The sequence below is a fragment of the Streptomyces sp. NPDC003379 genome, assembly GCF_053589195.1.
This window is the reverse complement of sequence record NZ_JBSFRK010000020.1, coordinates 77617-96115: the sequence shown is the minus strand read 5'-3', so window position 1 is coordinate 96115 and position 18499 is coordinate 77617. Positions and strand designations below refer to the sequence as shown.

The 18499-nt window shown below is 70.5% G+C and carries 14 protein-coding genes and 4 tRNA genes; 7 read left to right on the top strand and 11 right to left on the bottom strand.

Annotated features, from left to right (window positions below):
* Positions 1 to 4: 4 nt before the first annotated feature.
* Positions 5 to 1222 carry an MFS transporter gene (locus ACWDVB_RS21385; RefSeq protein WP_451516249.1) on the top strand — a complete coding sequence of 406 codons (1218 nt, stop codon included), beginning with the start codon at positions 5 to 7 and terminating at the stop codon, positions 1220 to 1222.
* Positions 1223 to 1469: 247 nt separating this feature from the next.
* Positions 1470 to 1853, top strand: a complete 384-nt coding sequence (locus ACWDVB_RS21380) for a hypothetical protein (protein ID WP_451516248.1) — start codon at positions 1470 to 1472, stop codon at positions 1851 to 1853.
* Here ACWDVB_RS21380 and ACWDVB_RS21375 read toward each other — a convergent pair.
* From ACWDVB_RS21375 to ACWDVB_RS21345, 7 genes are all read right to left on the bottom strand, one after another.
* Positions 1851 to 1923, bottom strand: a tRNA-Lys gene (locus ACWDVB_RS21375). The genes ACWDVB_RS21380 and ACWDVB_RS21375 overlap by 3 nt on opposite strands.
* 147 nt (positions 1924 to 2070) lie before the next feature.
* Complete coding sequence (locus ACWDVB_RS21370; protein ID WP_451516247.1) at positions 2071 to 3651, bottom strand: amino acid permease; 1581 nt, start codon at positions 3649 to 3651, stop codon at positions 2071 to 2073.
* On the bottom strand, positions 3648 to 4421 hold the full coding sequence (locus ACWDVB_RS21365) for an FG-GAP repeat domain-containing protein (protein WP_451516246.1): 774 nt from the start codon (positions 4419 to 4421) through the stop codon (positions 3648 to 3650). The genes ACWDVB_RS21370 and ACWDVB_RS21365 overlap by 4 nt, the downstream gene beginning before the upstream one ends.
* Before the next feature lie 29 nt (positions 4422 to 4450).
* Positions 4451 to 4846 (bottom strand): hypothetical protein, encoded by a 396-nt coding sequence (locus tag ACWDVB_RS21360; protein ID WP_451516245.1) that lies wholly within the window; start codon positions 4844 to 4846, stop codon positions 4451 to 4453.
* A 191-nt stretch (positions 4847 to 5037) separates the two neighbouring features.
* Positions 5038 to 7593, bottom strand: a complete 2556-nt coding sequence (locus ACWDVB_RS21355) for a DEAD/DEAH box helicase (protein WP_451516244.1) — start codon at positions 7591 to 7593, stop codon at positions 5038 to 5040.
* Between the two features lie 330 nt (positions 7594 to 7923).
* The gene (locus ACWDVB_RS21350) at positions 7924 to 8451 is read right to left on the bottom strand and encodes a hypothetical protein (protein WP_451611985.1); all 528 of its coding nucleotides are present in this window, start codon (positions 8449 to 8451) and stop codon (positions 7924 to 7926) included.
* A gap of 199 nt (positions 8452 to 8650) precedes the next feature.
* Positions 8651 to 9001 (bottom strand): metallopeptidase family protein, encoded by a 351-nt coding sequence (locus tag ACWDVB_RS21345; RefSeq protein ID WP_451516281.1) that lies wholly within the window; start codon positions 8999 to 9001, stop codon positions 8651 to 8653.
* Positions 9002 to 9087: 86 nt separating this feature from the next.
* On the opposite strand from ACWDVB_RS21345, the gene ACWDVB_RS21340 reads away from it, so the two are divergent.
* From ACWDVB_RS21340 to ACWDVB_RS21325, 4 genes are all read left to right on the top strand, one after another.
* The gene (locus ACWDVB_RS21340; protein ID WP_451516242.1) at positions 9088 to 10707 is read left to right on the top strand and encodes a metallophosphoesterase family protein; all 1620 of its coding nucleotides are present in this window, start codon (positions 9088 to 9090) and stop codon (positions 10705 to 10707) included.
* 79 nt (positions 10708 to 10786) lie between these two features.
* Positions 10787 to 10859, top strand: a tRNA-Glu gene (locus ACWDVB_RS21335).
* Positions 10860 to 10898: 39 nt separating this feature from the next.
* Positions 10899 to 10973, top strand: a tRNA-Asp gene (locus ACWDVB_RS21330).
* 24 nt (positions 10974 to 10997) lie between these two features.
* A tRNA-Phe gene (locus tag ACWDVB_RS21325) sits at positions 10998 to 11071 on the top strand.
* 75 nt (positions 11072 to 11146) lie between these two features.
* On the opposite strand, the gene ACWDVB_RS21320 is transcribed toward ACWDVB_RS21325, so the two are convergent.
* The 4 genes from ACWDVB_RS21320 to ACWDVB_RS21305 all read right to left on the bottom strand — a co-directional run bounded on the left by ACWDVB_RS21320 (position 11147) and on the right by ACWDVB_RS21305 (position 14354).
* Positions 11147 to 12244, bottom strand: coding sequence for an ABC transporter permease (locus ACWDVB_RS21320; protein ID WP_451516241.1), 1098 nt, complete (start codon positions 12242 to 12244; stop codon positions 11147 to 11149).
* Positions 12245 to 12297: 53 nt separating this feature from the next.
* Positions 12298 to 13143: a cytochrome c biogenesis CcdA family protein gene (locus ACWDVB_RS21315; protein ID WP_451516240.1), complete on the bottom strand. Its 846-nt coding sequence runs from the start codon at positions 13141 to 13143 to the stop codon at positions 12298 to 12300.
* Entirely contained in the window at positions 13140 to 13913 is a 774-nt protein-coding gene (locus ACWDVB_RS21310; RefSeq protein WP_451516239.1) for a DsbA family protein, read from the bottom strand. The genes ACWDVB_RS21315 and ACWDVB_RS21310 overlap by 4 nt, the downstream gene beginning before the upstream one ends.
* A gap of 63 nt (positions 13914 to 13976) precedes the next feature.
* Positions 13977 to 14354, bottom strand: a complete 378-nt coding sequence (locus ACWDVB_RS21305; RefSeq protein ID WP_451516238.1) for a hypothetical protein — start codon at positions 14352 to 14354, stop codon at positions 13977 to 13979.
* Positions 14355 to 14437: 83 nt separating this feature from the next.
* Between ACWDVB_RS21305 and hrpA the strand changes: the two genes are divergently transcribed.
* Positions 14438 to 18421 carry an ATP-dependent RNA helicase HrpA gene (gene hrpA / locus ACWDVB_RS21300; RefSeq protein ID WP_451516237.1) on the top strand — a complete coding sequence of 1328 codons (3984 nt, stop codon included), beginning with the start codon at positions 14438 to 14440 and terminating at the stop codon, positions 18419 to 18421.
* Positions 18422 to 18499 lie beyond the last annotated feature (78 nt).

The window sequence follows — 18499 nt, the reverse complement described above, 5'->3', positions numbered from 1 at the left end:
AACCTTGCGCCTCGCCAAGCGCACGCCCGGGTGTCTGCTCCTGTTGACCGGCAACTTCGCCGTCGCGTTCGGCAGCAACCTCGTGATTCCTTATCTCGCCGTCTTTCTGACCCGGGAAGAGCACCTCAGCCCGGCCGTAGTGGCCATGGCGATCACGGTGAAGTTCTGGTCCCAGCAGGGGCTGACCCTCCTGGGCGGCTGGATCGCCGACCGCGTCGGCGCGGTCCCAGCCATGTGTGGCGGTCTGCTCGTCAGAGCCCTGTCGTACATCCTCCTCCTGGCCGCTTCAGGACCAGCACCGATCGTGGCCGCCTGCGCGCTCCTGGGGTTCGGCGGCGCAATGTATGTACCGGCTTCGAAGTCGGCGCTGGTACGGCTGCTGGGGACGGGCGAACAGCTCAGGACGGTATTCGCCCTGCGTAGCACGGCGAACAACGCGGGCAACGCCCTCGGCCCCCTGGCTGGCTCCCTCCTCCTGCTCCTGGCCGACGCCCGGATCGGCTTCGTTGTCACCAGTGCCATCTTTGTGGTCCTGGCGGTCGTCCTTCTGCGTCTGCGCCCGTTGATGGCCTCCGAAGAACCGACGGTCACCAACACCACAACGGCTGCTGCCTCTGAAGGCGCAACCGCTCCCGTGGACCGTCGGAAGCTCGCGTGGGTGCTTCTGTGCGCCTTCGCCTTCGGCTTCTGCTACATCCAACTCGAATACGCCCTCCCTGTGTTCACTGGCAGCGTGCAGAGCTCGTCCCTCGTCGGCGTCCTGTTCACCATCAATGCCATTGCCGTGGTGCTGCTCCAGGTTCCCCTGAACCAGTCCACCAGCAGAATCAGCAATTCGGCGCTGGTCATCTCCGGCGCACTACTGGTGATGGCGACCAGCTTCGCGGCCGCCTCCCTGGGGTCGGTGGCCGGCCTGATCGTGTGTGTTCTGCTGTTCTCCGCCGGAGAGGTCTTGATTGACCCCCGAATCGACAGCGAGATCGCCGCCTCGGTCCCCGCACATCGGCGCGGCATGGCCTTCGGCTTCGTCGGCACAGCAATCGCCGGAGGAGGCGCCGTCGCTAATGGCCTTGCCGCTGTGCTGGCCTCCGACCACGGCGCCGTGGGATACCAGTTCTGGCTGCTCCTGACCGCAGTGAGCGTCTCCTTCGCCGCAATCATCTACGTTGCCTCATTGGCCAAGCGGCCGCATGTGGAGGCGAGTCCGCGCCTCGGCAAGTGACCGGCGCGGACCAGCGCACGGCTACCTCAACTGGTCGCCCGCCTCCAGCCGACCTGGGCGGGCGGCCGGATGGATCGAGCAGGTCTACGCCCACCGCGTGATCGACCCCTCCACGGAGCCCTCTCATGGACGAGAAGCTGACCGCCTGACCCACCTGTGCGCAGTCAAGGGGCGGCACCTCCCGAGCGCGCTGAGGCGCGGGTGTGGTCGATGTCCGGCGTCGAACGCCGCCTGGCCCACACCCGCGGTGTCCCAGTCCCCGAACGAGGAATGCCTGAGCAGCCTGCCCGCCCGTGCAGCCCAGCACCTCGACCAGCTCCACGCGGTCGACCGCTGGTCGGACACCGGCGACATCGCAGATGCCCTCGACCAGATCGCGAAGGCCGCCGGCCCCCGCGCCGCTGGCACCACGCTCACCCCGTTCGGCTGGGTGCACTCCACGTTCCACCCCACCAGCCTCCACATCGGCGATCACGGCTGGCGTCTGCTCGACTTCGCCCGCGCCTTCACCGGCCCCGGCCTGCTCGACCTCCGCAGGCACCAGAAAACAAGGCAGCGCCCGAGCCGACCGAAGTCGACCCGGACGCTGCATAGCAGGTCAGAGGGGGTTTCCCTCTCCCGCTCTCGGTAGACCGTGTGGGACTCGAACCCACAACCAATGGATTAAAAGTCCACTGCTCTGCCAATTGAGCTAACGGTCCTCGTCGGTGCACCCCCGAGCATAGCGGGACACGCCCCGCCGTCCGATCGGGTATCGCCGTCGAGGGCCGGTACGCGCCAACGAACCGGACCTTGGACCAGGCTACGGCCTGGGCAGGGGCCGGGCACGGGCCGGGGCACGACCTCGCCTACGGATCCTGAGGTTCCGGCAGCCCCGCCCGCGCCGCCTCGCGCGCCAGCGTGCGCTCGTGTTCCGGGTTGAGGAACCAGTGCCGGGCCGACACCAGCCACCAGGTCGCCGCGGAGCCGAGGACGACAAGTACCGCGATCGGCGCGTAGTTGAAGGTCTCCCAGGTGACCGGCGAGACCTGCGGCAGCATGAACAGGACGGTGATCACGCCGACCCACCCGACCGCCACGACGCCGACCGGCCGGGACCAGCGGCCCAGGTGCCAGGGGCCCCGCTCGAAGGCGTCGCCGCGCCGCAGCCGCAGCAGGGTCGGAATGACGTACGCGATGTAGAGCCCGATGACGGCGATGGAGGTCACCGCCGCGTACGCCGTGACGTTGATCAGATACGGCAGACCGAGCGCCAGCGCGCCGAGCGCCGCGAGCCAGACGGCCGCGACGGGCGTACGCGTACGAGGGTTGACCGAGTGCCAGATGTGCGAAAAGGGCAGCGCTCCGTCCCGTGAGAAGGCGTAGATCATGCGGGAGTTGGCGGTCACGGACGCCATGCCGCAGAAGAGCTGCGCGCCGATGACGACGAGCAGGAGCAGCTTGCCCGCGCTCGCCCCCAGCGCGTCGAGCAGGATCTGCGCGGGCGGCGCCCCCGTGGCCGACCCGCGGGCACCCTCGTACGACTGGATGGCGAAGGTGAAGCCGAGGAGCAGGACGAAGCCGGCGATCCAGGACGTCCAGATGGACCGGACGATGCCCTTGGGGCCGGCCGTCGCGGCGTCGCGGGTCTCCTCGGTCATGTGTGCGGAGGCGTCGTACCCGGTGAAGGTGTACTGGGCCATCAGCAGCCCGATGAGGGCGACGTACAGCCCGCTGCCCCACCCCGTGTTGTTCACGAAGTGCGTGAAGACGAAGGACGGCGACTGGTGCGAGTCCGGCGAGAAGGTGAGCGCGCCGACGATGACGGCGACGCCCACCACGTGCCACCAGACGCTGATGCTGTTGAGCAGCCCGACGATGCGCACGCCGAAGGTGTTGAGCAGCCCGTGCAGGACGAGGATCGCGGCGAAGAGCAGGATCGTGCGTTCCTCGGTGACGGTGAAGTCGAACTGGAGGTTCAGATACGCGCCCAGGAAGGACGCCGCGCCGAAGTCGATGCCCGCGGTCACGGCGACCTGCCCGAGGACGTTGAACCACCCCGTGAACCACGCCCAGGCCGCCGCCGTCCGCCGGGGCGCGAGGCGGTGCGCCCAGAAGTAGAGCCCGGCGGAGGTCGGGTACGCGGAGCAGATCTCCGCCATGGCCAGCCCGACGAACAGCGTCATCAGGCCGACTCCGACCCACCCCCAGGTGATCAGGGCGGGGCCACCGGTGTTCATCCCGAACAGGTACATGGTGAGACACCCGGACAGGACCGAGATGATCGTGAACGAGACGGCGTAGTTCGAGAACGCCGACATGCGGCGCGCGAGCACCTGCGTGTAGCCGAGCTGGGCGAGGCGTTCCTCGTCGGAGCCGGCGGTGGGCGTGGTGGGTGTGGTGGGTGTGGCCGGTGGTGCCTGCTTCCACTCTCCGGATTCACTTGTCATGCCCCCAGCGATTCCCTCGCCGGGGGCACGACATGCGCCATGCCTTGTAGGTGCCCCCACCCACCAGCGATCTTCGTCCGCCCGGTGAACGAGCCGTTCCCCTTGCCGTCGTTGCGATAGAGGTTCCCCGAGGTGTCGCGCACGACCAGGTCGGCCCTGCCGTCACCGGTGATGTCACCGACCCCGACGACGGCGTTGTACGAGGCGCCCCAGTCCGTGAAGACCTCGACCCGGCCCTTCACCGTGCCGTCACCCTTGCCCGCGTACCGGTACAGCGTTCCGTCCTTGTGCCGGGAGGTGAGGACGTCGTACGCGTTCCAGCCGGTGCCCAGCTTCTTGTACGGGGCCGACGGGGTCAGCGGCTGCCCGCACTCGGGCCGGTATCCGCGCAGGGCGCCGTCCATGTCCCCGAAGGGCACCGCGAGCGCCTTGGTGGACCAGCCGCTCGCCGACGACTTACCCGAGAACCCGCCCTTCCCGTCGCCCTGCTGGAAGGTCATGCCGCCCGAGGAGTTGAGGGTGAGCAGGTCACCCGCCCCGTCGGGTTCGGCGTCGGCGCCCACGTGGTCGTGGCGCACGGAACCGCCGCCGCGCAGCATGACCGTGCCCCGCGTCTCCAACGGCGCGCCCGCTCCGTCCAGGGGCCGTACGGACAGCGTCCAGTCGTAGGCGCCGTTGGGGAAGAGCGCGTCGCCCGCTGCCGCACGGTCGGCACCGTGCCAGCCCACGGTCAGGTCGCCCCGCACGGCACCGCCCTCGGCCGTGTCCACGACCTGGCCGGTGGTCCGGGCGCGGACGGTCAGCTTCCAGCCCGCCGCGGGCTTGGAGAGGAGCAGCCGTGTGAGGGTGCCCGGGGCACGGCGTCCCGGGTGGTCGCGCGGACGGTGGCGGCGTTGTCAGCGGGGGCCAGCTGTGTCAGCGGCTGGGCGGGCTCGCCGGACGCCACGAGGTGCACGCGTTCCTGCGCGTCGACGTAGGCGGCGGTGCCGGACTTGTCGACGGTCCACCGCACATGGCGCTGGGAGACGCCCGTGTCGGGCAGGTCACCGATGCGCCGGGTGGCGGCCGTGCCGCCCGACACCGTGGTCAGTTCGAGCTTCGCCGCCGACTTGTCGTGCGTGACCACGTAGCCGTCGCCGAGCAGCGCCTCGCCCCGGGGGACGGGAACCGTCTTCTTCTCCGTACGGTCATACACGCCCGCGGGGAGCCCACAGAAGTCCCTCCCCAGGGTGCGGGGAGGAGCCTGTCGCGGACGGCGGTCCAGCCCCCGGCCGCCGCGTCCTCCCCAGAGTTGCCTGATCGTACCGCCGCACGCAGCAGTGGCCCCCACCCGGATTCGGGTGGGGGCCACTGTCTGTCAGGGAGACTCAGCTCGGCTCAGTGCCGTCAGCTGTTGCGCTTCCAGCGCGGCTTGTCGTCGCGGCGGCCGAAGGAGCCCGTGCCGGTGCCGGAGCGGTCGTCGCGGCGGTTGAACGTCGGGCGGTCGTGGCCGCCGGAGCGGGCGCCGCCGGCGGGGCGGTCGTCGCGACGGTCACGGTTGAACGGACGGTCGCTGCCGCGGTGGCCACCTGCGGGGCGGTCGTCGCGGCGGAAGCTGGAGCCGGAGCCGGAGCCACCGCGGTTGTCGTCACGGCGCTCGCCGCCACGGAAACCACCCGACGGACGGTCGTCACGACGGAAGCCGGAGCCCGAGCCGCCACGGTCGCCGCCCGAGGGACGGTCGTCACGGCGGAAGCCGGAGCCACCGCGGTTGTCGTCACGGCGCTCGCCGCCACGGAAACCACCCGACGGACGGTCGTCACGACGGAAGCCGGAGCCGGAGCCCGAGCCGCCACGGTCGTTGCGGTCGCGGTTGAAGCCGCCACGGTCGCCGCCCGAGGGGCGGTCGTCACGACGGAAGCCGGAGCCACCGCGGTCGTCACGACGCTCGAAGGAACGGCCACCACGGTCGTTGCCACGGTCACGGTTGAAGCCGCCGCGGTCGCCACCCTCGCGACGGTCGCCACCACGGAAGCCGGAGCCACCGCGGTCGTCACGACGCTCGAAGGAACGGCCACCATGGTCGTCACGGCGCTCACGCTCGTAGTTGCCGCGCTCGTCGCGCTGCGGACGACGGTTCTCGTACGAGGACGAGGACGACGAACGCTCCTCGCGAGCGGGGCGCTCGACGCGCTCGGCTCGCTCGGCTCGCTCGGCGGTCGGCTGCTCCGGGACGGACGCGGCGGCGGCCTCGACGACGGCCTCGGCGGCCGCAGCGGTGGCCTCGGCGATCGCGGCCTCCGGGTCCTCGCCACGCTCACGGGCGGCACGCGCGGTGAGGCGGTCGGCCTCCTCGCGCAGCTCGGCGGCGCGGCGCTGGGCGCGCTCCAGCTCCTTGGTGAGGTCACGGACCTCACGCTCGGCCTGGGTCGCGGCGTTGCCCGCGGAGTCCGCCTGCACCTCGGTCATCGAGCGGGCGCCGGTGATCTCGGCGACCTCCGGGTCGAAGGTGCCGCCGCCGTTGATGATGTGGCGCGTGGCGTCGACGCCCGCGTCCTCCATCAGGCGGAAGATCTGGCGGCGCTGGTGCGGCAGCGACAGGGAGACGACCGTGCCGGAGCGGCCGGCACGCGCGGTGCGGCCGGAGCGGTGCAGGTAGTCCTTGTGGTCGCCGGCCGGGTCCACGTTCAGGACCAGGTCGATGCCGTCGACGTGGATGCCGCGCGCGGCGACGTCGGTGGCGACGAGGGCGTTGACGTAGCCCTTCTTGAAGTCTTCGAGGACGCGGGTGCGGGCACCCTGCGTCATGCCGCCGTGCAGCGCGTCGGCCTTCACACCCGAGTCGCAGAGCTGCTCGGCGATGCGGTCGGCGCCCAGCTGGGTGCGGACGAAGATGATCGTGCGGCCCTTGCGCGCGGCGATGGCGGCCGTGACGGGCGCCTTGTCGCGGGGCTTCACGATCAGGATGTGGTGCGTCATGGTCGTGACGTTGCCCTGGGCGCTGTCGACCTCGTGCGTCACCGGGTTGGTCAGGTAGCGCTTGACCAGCGTGGAGATCTCGTTCTCCATCGTGGCGGAGAACAGCATGCGCTGGCCGCCGCCCGGAACCTGGTCGAGCAGCTCGGTGACCTCGGGCAGGAAGCCCAGGTCGGACATCTGGTCGGCCTCGTCGAGAACGGCGATCTGGGTGTTCTCCAGCGAGCAGGCGCCGCGGCTGATGATGTCGCGCAGACGGCCCGGGGTGGCGACGAGGATGTCGACGCCGCGCTCAAGGGCGTAGATCTGGTTGCCCATGGACGTACCGCCGCAGACGACCTTCATCTTCAGGCCGAGTACGTCGCCGTAGGGCTGGAGGGCGTCCGCGACCTGCATCGCGAGCTCACGGGTCGGGGTGAGGATGATGCCGCGGGGCTTCTTCTTCTCGGTGCGGCCGCCCTGGGCGAGCGTCGCCAGCATCGGCAGGCCGAAGGAGAGGGTCTTGCCGGAGCCGGTGCGGCCACGGCCGAGGATGTCCTTGCCGGCCAGGGCGTCCGGGATGGTCGCGGCCTGGATCGGGAAGGGCGTGGTCACGCCGTTCTGCGCGAGCTTGCGGACGATGCCCTCGGGCAGACCGAGGTCGGTGAAGGTCATCTCGGGCTCGGCGTCGGCGTCGGCCTCGACCTCGGCGTCAGCCTCGGCAGCGACCTCGGTGACGTCCTCGGACCCGACGACGATCTCGGCGGCGGCGGTCTCGACGACCTCCACAGCGGCGACGGTCTCGGCGGTCTCGACGGTCTCGGCGGCGGCCTCCACGGCCTCGCTCTCGACGGCCTTGACGGCGTCGACAGTCTCGACGATCTCGACGACCTCGGCGGTCTCAACGACCGTGGCGACCTCGGCGACCTCGGCGGCGACAGCCGTCTCGACGATCACGTTCTCGTCGTTCTCGGGCAGGACGGCCTGGTCAGAACTGAAAATGGACATACGAAATGCGAAACCTTCCGGAGTTTCGGCACGCGCCCGTCAACTCCGTGATTTCGCAATGGACCGCCTCGATGCGGTCAGCCACGGCAAGGGAGAGTACGCGCCACGCGGCGCTCTTCTGTGTCGGCGCCGGGCAAGTGGTATCAAACGATCTACCACCATACGCACCCCCCGCCCCATATGGCAAACCGCCCCCCGCCGACCCCCTCCCACCTGCGCAAACGTACGCATACGTGGGCCCGGCCCCACCCGCGACCGACCACGATCGACCGCGCCGACCACGATCGACCGCGACAGACCGCGACGGACCGCGGCCGTCCACCGCGGCAGCTACCGCGGCCCCGCCTCGGGCGACGGCTCGCGCTCCGCGATCCCCGCGTCGCGCCGCTGCAGCTGCGCGCCCTGCCCCGGCCCGTCGTGCGCCGACGAAGAGGGCTCCGGAGTGGTCGGCACCGGCGTCGGGCTCGGCGTGGGCTTCGGCGGATCGGGCTCCTCGCTGGACCGCGTGGGGGTCGGCTTCGGCCGGGTCGGCGTGGGCTTGCTGGGCCCGCCCGGCTTCGTCGGCCTCACGGGGTCCGGGGCGGAGGCCGACTCCGACGGCTTCCTGCCCCCGGCGGGTGACTCGTCGCCCGCCGGGGCACCGTCGCCCTCGCCCGCGGGCCCGCGTTCGCCCTTGCCTCTGCCCTTGCCTCTGCCCTTGCCGTCGGCCTTGCCCTTGTCCCGGCCCTGCCCGCGCTCGCCTCCGACCGCGACGTCGTCGCCCCGGGTCACCGGCTTGCCGTCGGACGCGGCCGCCCCTTCGCGGTCTCCCGAGGTGTGCCCGGGCCGCGGCGCGTTCCCGTCGTCACTGATGCTCATGCAGCCCGTGGTCGCCGCGACGGCCACCGCGACCGCGGCCCAACGGACGGGAACGTACAACTGACGCACGGCCGAGCACCTCCTGAGGCGCTGAGAATCGGGACACCCTGTCCAACTCCCCTGGCCCACAAGAGGACACGGACGTCATCCGCGCACCCGCCCGCCCGCACCCCGCCCGTGCCCGCTCGCCCGGCCCCGCTCACCCGTACCCGAGCGCGTGCAGCCGGGTGTCGTCGATCCCGAAGTGGTGCGCCACCTCGTGCACCACCGTGATCTCCGTCTCGGCGACCACCTCCTCGCGCGACTCGCACATCCGGAGCGTGGGCCCCCGGTAAATGGTGATGCGGTCCGGCAGGACACCCGCGTACCACTCACCCCGATCGGTCAGCGGAGTCCCTTCGTACAGCCCGAGCAACTCGGGATCGTCGGTGGGCGGCTCGTCCTCGACAAAAACGGCCACGTTGTCCATCAACCGCGTCAACTCCGGCGGAATCCGGTCGAGAGCCTCGCCGACCAGTTCCTCGAACTCCTCGCGCGTCATCTCCAGCACACCCCCATTGTCAGCCACGCCGCCGCCCCCGTCAGGGCATACCGATCGCCGCAATTGGGCATACGGGACCAATGGCTCGCGCCTTCATGGTCGTTCCCCAAGGCGTACGAAGGGCGGCAGCCGCCCTCGTAGGCCACTACCGCACTCGCCGCGCGCATCCGGCCGGCGAGCTGGTGAGTCCACCGCACCCGTACACCCGCGCCCTCGGCCTCGTAGCCGTCGTACTTCTCGGCGCCTGGCTCGGCCTGCTGATCGTCGGCAGCGTGCGCGCGCCGGTCGGCCCCATGGACACCCGGATGACGCTCCGCCCGTCCCTGACCGGCGGTACGAAGATCAATGTCTCCCCGCTGGGCGCCCTGGAGCTGCGCTCCCACACGGCCCCCATCCGCCTGGACGTGGACGTCGACCGCCTCGATCCGGTGCGCTCCCGGGCCCTGGTCGACCACCCGGAGCGGCTCGCGGGCCTTCAGGACGAGGTCGCGCGCGACGTCGGCCACGGCACGCTCGACCTGGCCGTACGCTCCTGTGTCGCCGTCGTCTCGGGCGCCACCGCACTCGGCCTCGCCGTCTACCGCCGCCCGCGCCGCGCGCTCGCGGCGGGCGGTCTGGCGCTCGCCCTGCTCGCGGCGTCGGGCACGGCCGCGTACGCCACCTGGAACCCCAAGTCGGTCCTGGAGCCCAAGTTCTCCGGCCTCCTCAGCAGCGCCCCCTCCGTCGTCGGCAACGCCCGCAGCATCGTGTCCGAATTCGACATCTATCAGCAGGAGTTGGCCCGTCTGGTCACCAACGTCACCAAGCTGTACGACGTGACGTCCACGCTTCCCGCGTACCAGCCGGACCCCACCACCATGCGGGTCCTGCACGTCTCCGACATCCATCTCAACCCGGCGAGCTGGAAGATCATCGCCTCCCTCGTCGAGCAGTACGACATCGACGTCATCGTCGACTCCGGCGACACCATGGACCACGGCTCGGCCGCCGAGAACGCCTTCCTCGACCCCATCGAGGAACTCGGCGCCCCCTACGTGTGGGTGCGCGGCAACCACGACTCGTTCACCACCCAGCGCTATCTGGAGCGCTTCAAGAACGTCCACGTGCTCGACGACGGCGAGGCGGAGACCGTCGCCGGGCTGCGCCTCGCCGGGATCGGCGACCCGCAGTACACCCCCGACCGCTCGGAGAAGGCGGACGGCGACTCGGTCCAGCGCATGGCAGGCATCCGCCTCGCGTCGGCCCTGCGCGCCGAACGGGCCGCCGGCACCCCGGTCGACGTGGCGATCGCGCACAACCCGACGGCGGCGCGCCAGACGGACGGCGAGGTGCCGCTGGTCCTCGCGGGGCACGTCCACCACCAGGAGATGGAGGTCATGGACGGGGGGACGCGGCTGCGCATCGAGGGCTCGACGGGCGGCAGCGGGCTGCGGGCGGTCGAGGGCAAGTACCCCGACCCGGTCGAGGCGTCCGTCCTCTACCTGGACCGCACGAGCAAGCGGCTCCAGGCCTGGGACGAGATCAAGCTGGGCGGGCTCGGCCTGACGAAGGCGGAGGTCAGCCGCCATCTGCCCAAGGAGAACCAGCCTGGTGCGACACCTTCCCCGACGGCACCTTCTACAGCTCCCGGCTCCTCACCGGGGCGGTCTTCCGGTCGGGCTTCCGATCGGCCTGCCGGGCGGTCTTCCGGGGAGCCCGCCCCGGGGCGCCGATAAGTGTTTTGGCGATACCTCTCCGCATCCCATATGCTTCTCACGTCCCCGACGCGCTGCAAAGCGCCCAGGCGGGCCCTTAGCCCTCATCGTCTAGTGGCCCAGGACGCCGCCCTTTCAAGGCGGTAGCACGGGTTCGAATCCCGTTGGGGGCACGTAACACCTTGTGCGAGACTAGTGCTCGCACAATGCTTGGTCCTGTGGAGCAGTTTGGAGTGCTCGCCACCCTGTCAAGGTGGAGGCCGCGGGTTCAAATCCCGTCAGGACCGCTTGCGATTCCTCGTGGGTCGCGTGGCTGGGTAGCTCAGTTGGTACGAGCGATCGCCTGAAAAGCGATAGGTCGCCGGTTCGATCCCGGCCCCAGCCACCTCACCGAAGGCCCCGTCCCCTGGACGGGGCCTTCGCCGTTCCCCACTCCGCCCGCCGGGGGGCTCACGCCGAGTCAGGCCGCCGCATGGGCCGCCGCAGCCACCCGTCCCCCCGGATGCCGGTGCCGCCACACCCAGAACACCGCGCAGGACAACAGCGCCCACCCCCCGAGCACCAGAAACGGGAACGCATGCTGGTGCCCGCCGAAGTACACCGCCGTGTGCTGCGCGTTGACGGACGCCCCGGGCGGCAGCCACTGCCCGATGTGCCCCAGCACCGAGGGAAGCAGCGGCCACGACACCGCGCCCCCGGACGACGGGTTCCCGAGGAGCACCATCAAGCCCCACGTCGGCAGCATCGCCCACCGTCCGAACATGGTGTTGAACATGGAGAAGACCATCCCGGACGCGAACATCGTCAGCGCCAGGATCAGCCACGACTCCACGAACGGCAGATCCACCGCCCCCAGCCACCAGTCGACGACCGCCGCGATGACGAACGCCCCGAGCAGCGCGTACAGCGCCGTGAAGCCGATCCGCTCCGCCGGGTTCAGCCCCCGCGCGTGCACGCTCAGCTGGATCGCCCCGACGAAGCCGATGATCACCGCCGCCAGGGAGATGTAGAAGATGGCGAGCCCCCGGGGATCGCCGTCCTGCAGCGGATTGATGTCCCTCACCGTGACCGGGACCCCGACCTTCTCGCCCACCTTCGGCGCGGTCTCCGCGAACACCTGCGCGACCGAGGCGCCGGACGCCCCGGAGACATCCAGCGTCACCTTCTCGTCACCCACGTCGAGGATCGCGAAGACCTTCTGCTCCTCCACGTCCCGCCGGGCCCCGGCCACACTGTCGTACCGCCGCACCTCCAGCGACGCGTTCAGCGCCTTCTCCATGCCGCCGAGGAAGGCCTTGCCGTGCGCCGCGTCCGGTGAGCCGACGACGGCCGTGGGGACGTGGTGGGGCGTCGGGTTCGCCATCGAGTACGTGTACGAGCCCGCGAAGAGGCCCGCGGCGGCCGCCAGGATGAAGACGAGCACGATCGCGGGCAGAAACGGCGACTGCTTGAAGGCGTCCCACCGCTCACCGAGGGTGGGCACCCGCCCGTGCGCCCCATGCGCGCCACCCGCGCCGTGCGGATGCTGACTCTGCTGTCCCGGCTCATGATCAGGCATACGAATACGCTAAACCAGATATAAGCGACCTACGCGCCCAGTAGCCGACGAACTCACTCAGCGGCTGACGAAACGGACTTCTCCCTCCGTCGCCACCCCCGCACCGCAAGCCCCGCCCCCACCAGCACCACGACGCCGATCAGCAGCACCGAGTCCGGCACGGCCCTGCCGACGCCCCCGGCCCACTGCTCCACCGCGAACGAGTCGTCCACGTCCAGGAGGCCCGGCAGCGCGGTCGTACCGTCGTAGGCGAGGAAGAGCGCCCCGAGGCCGACGAAGAAGAGCCCGGAGAGCAGCGAGGTCGTGTGCAGCTCGAAGCGGCCGACGCGGAAGGCCCGCCCCCGCAGCCACCTCCGCCGCCCCAGGTCGAACCGCTCCCAGAGCAGCGCGAGGAGGAAGAGCGGCACGGCCATGCCCAGCGCGTAGACGGCGAGGAGCAGCCCGCCGTACACAGGGCTCCCGCTGACCGCCGCGACCGTCAGGACGCTGCCGAGGATCGGGCCGGCGCAGAACCCGGCGAGCCCGTACACCGCCCCCAGCGCGTACACGGAGACCGCCGTCGTCGGCCGGATGCGGCCCGACAGCTCCGCGATCCTGCGCGAGGCGAACCCCATCCCCACGATCTGGAGCACCCCGAGCCCGATGATCAGCCACCCGGCGACGAGCACCAGCTGGTCGCGGTGGCCGAAGAAGAACCGCCCGGCGTAGGACCCGGCCGCGCCCAGCGGTACCAGGGTCGTGGCGAGACCGGCGTAGAAGATGCCGGTCCGCGCGACGAGGCGGGAGGTGGAGTCGATCGAGTACGCGAAGAAGGCGGGCAGGAGCAGTGCGCTGCACGGACTGACGAGAGCGAGCAGCCCGCCCAGGAACGCGGCGAAGTACCCCACATCGGCGGTCACTCCGAACCGCCCTTGCCGCCCGCCGGACCGCCCGCGCGCCCGGCACTCTTGGCCGCCGCCTCGATCGCCTGGTCGAAGACCTGGTCCGGCTGCGCGCCCGAGATGGGCCGCCCGTTGACGAGGAAGGACGGCGTCGAGGTGGCGCCGAGGCCGTACGCCTCCTCCTGGTCCTTCTTCACGGCCGCCTCGGCCGCGTCGCTCCCGGCGTCGCGGACGAAGCGGTCGACGTTCTTGACGCCCGCCTCCTCGGCGAGTTCCTTCAGCCGGCTCTCGCCGAAGCCCTTCTCCTTGGACCCCTCGGCGTACGCGGCCTCGTGGAACTGCCAGAAGCGCCCCTGCTTCCCCGCCGCCCACGCGCCGCGCGCGGCCCGCTCGGAGTCCTCGCCGAAGATCGGGAAGTTGCGCCACTCGATGCGCAGGACGCCTTCGTCGACGTACCTCTTCACGAGGCCCGGCTCGGTGTCGCGGGCGAACTTTCCGCAGAAGCCGCACTTGAAGTCGGCGTACTCGACCATCACGACGGGCGCGTCAGCGCGGCCCTGCGCGAGCGGGTCCCCGGCGTCGCGCCGCGCGAGCTTCTCCAGCTCGGGGTAGGCCCCGGCCCGCGGCTCGGCGGAGACGTCCGCGGCGGGTTCCTCCTTCGCGGTGACCGAAGAGGGCTCATCGGGCTTGGTGGCGCTGTAGGAAGCGGCGCCGAGCAGCAGCGCGGCGAGGGCCACGCCCGCGCCGATGGCGATGTTCTTCTTTTTGTTGTTGTCGCTCTTGGGCATCGAGAAGTTCTCTCTGTTCCTGTACGTGTATGTGGTGGAAGGGGCCCCGGGGTACGGGGGCCCCTACACGCGCAGGATCGAGAGATCCACAGGGGAAGGCGGCGTGAGCGGCGGCGGCCCGCGCTCCGGTGTCAGCAGCGGCACCGGCTGCCCGACGCCCCACGCGCCGGACGCGGCATGGGCCTGATGCAGGGCGGGCAGCAGCTCGTACGCGGAACTGGAGCGTGGCGGGGTCGCGGGAGCCTGACCGGCGTCCCGCTGGGCGCCCTTGCCGCAGCCGGGCACCCCGGCGGACTCCACGGCCTGCACCGAAACGACCTGCACCGACGCCGTCGGTTTCACCACCGGTTCCACGGCCACCGCGGGCCCGCAGAACGCCCCGAGCACGACGAGCAGGACCCCCACCAAGGGGCACCACGACAGACGCGCACGGGACAACATGCCCGGAATCGTACGTGCCGGGGCGCACCGCCCGGGAAATCGGTTCGCCACCGCCGAGCGGCGGGTGAGATCCTGGACGGCGTATGTCTACGCAGCCCGCCCTCACCCTCGACACCCTCGCCCCCCGCCTGACCGAGCTCTCGCTGCGCGACGAGCACCGGATCGGCCGCCGGCTGGAGGGTGCGCGCCGCATCCGCAAGCCCGAGGCCCGTGCCGCCGTCCTCGCCGAGATCGCGGCGGACGTGGAGAAGGCCGCGGCACGGATGGCCGAGCGCGGCTCCCGCGTGCCCGCGATCACGTACCCCGAGCAGCTCCCGGTCAGCCAGAAGAAGGACGACATCGCCGCCGCGATCCGCGACCACCAGGTCGTGATCGTCGCGGGCGAGACCGGTTCCGGCAAGACCACGCAGATCCCCAAGATCTGTCTGGAGCTGGGCCGGGGCGTGCGCGGCATGATCGGCCACACGCAGCCGCGCCGCATCGCGGCCCGTACGGTCGCCGAGCGCGTGGCCGAGGAGATGGACACGCCGCTGGGCGAGGCCGTCGGCTGGAAGGTCCGCTTCACGGACCAGGTCAATCCGGAGGGCACGTTCGTCAAGCTGATGACGGACGGCATCCTGCTGGCCGAGATCCAGACGGACCGCGAGCTGCGCGCGTACGACACGATCATCATCGACGAGGCCCACGAGCGCTCGCTCAACATCGACTTCCTGCTCGGCTATCTGGCCCAGCTGCTGCCCAGGCGCCCGGACCTGAAGGTCGTCATCACGTCGGCGACCATCGACCCCGAGCGGTTCTCGCGGCACTTCGGGGACGCCCCGATCGTCGAGGTCAGCGGGCGCACGTTCCCGGTGGAGGTGCGCTACCGGCCCCTCCTCGAAGAGGACGGCGACGACTCCGACCGCGACCAGATCACCGCGATCACGGACGCCGTCGAGGAGCTCCAGGCGGAGGGCAAGGGCGACATTCTCGTATTCCTCTCCGGGGAGCGCGAGATCCGCGACACGGCGGACGCGCTGAACAAGAAGAACTACCGGTTCACGGAAGTCCTGCCCCTCTACGCCCGCCTGTCGCACGCCGAGCAGCACCGGGTCTTCCAGCAGCACACCGGCAGACGCATCGTCCTCGCGACGAACGTCGCCGAGACCTCCCTGACGGTCCCCGGCATCAAGTACGTGATCGACCCGGGCACGGCCCGCATCTCCCGCTACAGCCACCGCACGAAGGTGCAGCGCCTGCCCATCGAGGCGATCAGCCAGGCCAGCGCCAACCAGCGCAAGGGCCGCTGCGGCCGTACGTCGGACGGCATCTGCATTCGGCTGTACAGCGAGGACGACTTCGTCTCCCGCCCCGAGTTCACGGACGCGGAGATCCTCCGTACGAACCTCGCCTCCGTCATCCTCCAGATGACCGCGGCCGGCCTCGGCGACATCGAGAAGTTCCCCTTCATCGACCCGCCGGACCACCGCAACATCCGCGACGGCGTCCAGCTCCTCCAGGAGCTCGGCGCGCTGGACCCGACGCAGAAGGACCCGAAGAAGCGCCTCACCCAGCAGGGCCGCAAGCTGGCCCAGCTGCCGGTGGACCCCCGCCTGGCCCGCATGGTCCTGGAGGCCGACAAGAACGGCTGCGTGCGCGAGGTCATGGTGATCGCGGCGGCGCTCTCCATCCAGGACCCGCGCGAGCGCCCGGCGGAGAAGCAGGCCCAGGCCGACCAGCAGCACGCCCGCTTCAAGGACGAGACCTCCGACTTCCTGGCCTTCCTCAACCTGTGGCGGTACGTCCGCGAGCAGCAGAAGGAGCGCGGCTCGTCGGCCTTCCGCCGCATGTGCAAGGCGGAGTACCTGAACTTCCTGCGGATCCGCGAGTGGCAGGACATCTATACGCAGCTGCGTACGGTCGCCAAGCAGCTGGGCATCCACCTCAACGAGGACGACGCCCCCGAGGACCGCGTCCACATCTCGCTCCTGGCCGGTCTGCTCTCCCACATCGGGATGAAGGACGTGAAGGAGTCGAAGGACAGCAAGGAGAAGGACCCCAAGCAGCGCGGCGGCGGCCGTAACGAGTACATCGGCGCCCGCAACGCCAAGTTCGCGATCTTCCCCGGCTCGGCGCTCTTCAAGAAGCCGCCGCGCTTCATCATGTCCGCCGAGCTGGTCGAGACGTCCCGCCTGTGGGCCCGCGTCAACGCGAAGATCGAGCCCGAGTGGGTCGAGCCGCTCGCCGAGCACCTGCTCAAGCGGACGTACAGCGAGCCGCACTGGGAGAAGGACGCGGCGGCCGTGATGGCGTACGAGAAGGTGACGCTGTACGGCGTCCCGATCGTCGCCCAGCGCAAGGTGAACTACGGCCGGATCGACCCCGAGGTCTCCCGCGACCTGTTCATCCGCAACGCGCTCGTCGAGGGCGACTGGCGCACGCACCACAAGTTCTTCGCCGCCAACCGCAAGCTCCTCACCGAGGTCGAGGAGCTGGAGCACCGCGCGCGGCGCCGCGACATCCTCGTCGACGACGAGACGCTCTTCGACTTCTACGACCAGCGGGTCCCCGAAGACGTCGTCTCGGGCGCCCACTTCGACTCCTGGTGGAAGAAGCAGCAGCGGGAAGAGCCCGAACTGCTCGACTTCGAGCGGTCGATGCTCATCAACGAGAAGGCGGGTGACGTCTCCAAGGACGACTACCCCGACTCGTGGCGTCAGGGGCCGCTGAAGTTCCGGGTGACGTATCAGTTCGAGCCGGGCGCGGACGCGGACGGCGTCACGGTCCACATCCCGCTCCAGGTGCTGAACCAGGTCACGGACGAGGGCTTCGACTGGCAGATCCCGGGTCTGCGCGAGGACGTGGTCATCGAACTGATCCGCTCCCTGCCGAAGCCGATCCGGCGGAACTACGTCCCGGCGCCGAACTTCGCGAAGGCGTTTCTGGAGCGCGCCGTCCCCCTCCAGGAGCCGCTGCACGTCACGCTGGCGCGTGAGCTCCAGCGGATGGTCGGTGTGCCGGTCACGCCCGACGACTTCGATCTGACGCGCGTACCCGACCACTTGAAGATCACGTTCCGGATCACCGACGAGCGGCGTCGCAAGCTCGCCGAGGACAAGGACCTCGAAGCGCTCAAGCTGCGGCTGAAGCCGAAGGCCCGTCAGGCGCTCTCGCAGGCGGCCGCGGCGACCGCCGAGCGGACGGGCGGCGCGGCCGTGGAGCGCGCGGGACTTACGGACTGGACCATCGGCACGCTCAGCCGCGTCTTCGAGACCCGCCGTGCGGGGCAGCCGGTGAAGGCGTACCCGGCCCTCGTGGACGACGGCGACACCGTCTCCGTACGTCTCTTCGACACCGAGGCGGAGCAGCGGCAGGCGATGTGGCGCGGCACGCGCCGGCTCATCCTGCGCAACATCCCCGTCAATCCGGGCAAGTTCGCCTCGGACAAGCTGTCCAACCAGCAGAAGCTCGCCCTGTCGGCGAATCCGCACGGCTCCATGCAGGCGCTCTTCGACGACTGCGCGATGGCCGCGGCGGACAAACTGATCGCGGACTTCGGCGGGCCCGTCTGGGACGAGGAGTCGTACCGCAAGCTGTTCGACAAGGTGCGTGCGGAGATCGTCGACACCACCGTGCGGGCGGTCGGCCAGGTGGAGCAGGTCCTCGCCGCGTGGCAGGCCTGCGAGCGGCGCCTGAAGTCGACGAAGAGCGCGGTGCTCCTCCCCAATCTGTCGGACGTGCGGGAGCAGCTGAACTCCCTCATCAAACCGGGCTTCGTGACGGAGACGGGCCTGCGGCGTCTGCCGGACCTGATGCGGTACATGGTGGCGGCGGACCGGCGGCTCCAGCAGATGCCTACGAACGTCCAGCGGGACACCACGCGCATGGCGAAGGTCCACGAGATGCGGGACGAGTACCTGTGGCTCCTCGAACAGCTGCCGTCGGGCCGGCCCGTGCCCCAGGAGGCCCTGGACATCCGCTGGATGATCGAGGAGCTCCGCGTCAGCTACTTCGCGCACGCGCTGGGCACGGCGTATCCCGTCTCGGACAAGCGGATCGTGAAGGCCATCGACGCGGCGGCGCCGTGATCACCCCGGCACGCAGGGTGAGTTCGACCGCCGGGCCTGCGCTGCTGTAGAGTCCTGTCTCGCAGCACAACGCACCAG

Bases quoted from the DNA above. Each gene is read 5' to 3' on its own strand.
- ACWDVB_RS21370 (WP_451516247.1), bottom strand. From the start codon at position 3,651: ATGACAAGTGAATCCGGAGAGTGGAAGCAGGCACCACCGGCCACACCC.
- ACWDVB_RS21355 (WP_451516244.1), bottom strand. From the start codon at position 7,593: ATGTCCATTTTCAGTTCTGACCAGGCCGTCCTGCCCGAGAACGACGAG.
- ACWDVB_RS21350 (WP_451611985.1), bottom strand. From the start codon at position 8,451: ATGAGCATCAGTGACGACGGGAACGCGCCGCGGCCCGGGCACACCTCG.
- ACWDVB_RS21340 (WP_451516242.1), top strand. From the start codon at position 9,088: ATGGTCGTTCCCCAAGGCGTACGAAGGGCGGCAGCCGCCCTCGTAGGC.
- ACWDVB_RS21320 (WP_451516241.1), bottom strand. From the start codon at position 12,244: ATGCCTGATCATGAGCCGGGACAGCAGAGTCAGCATCCGCACGGCGCG.
- ACWDVB_RS21310 (WP_451516239.1), bottom strand. From the start codon at position 13,913: ATGCCCAAGAGCGACAACAACAAAAAGAAGAACATCGCCATCGGCGCG.
- ACWDVB_RS21305 (WP_451516238.1), bottom strand. From the start codon at position 14,354: ATGTTGTCCCGTGCGCGTCTGTCGTGGTGCCCCTTGGTGGGGGTCCTG.
- hrpA (WP_451516237.1), top strand. From the start codon at position 14,438: ATGTCTACGCAGCCCGCCCTCACCCTCGACACCCTCGCCCCCCGCCTG.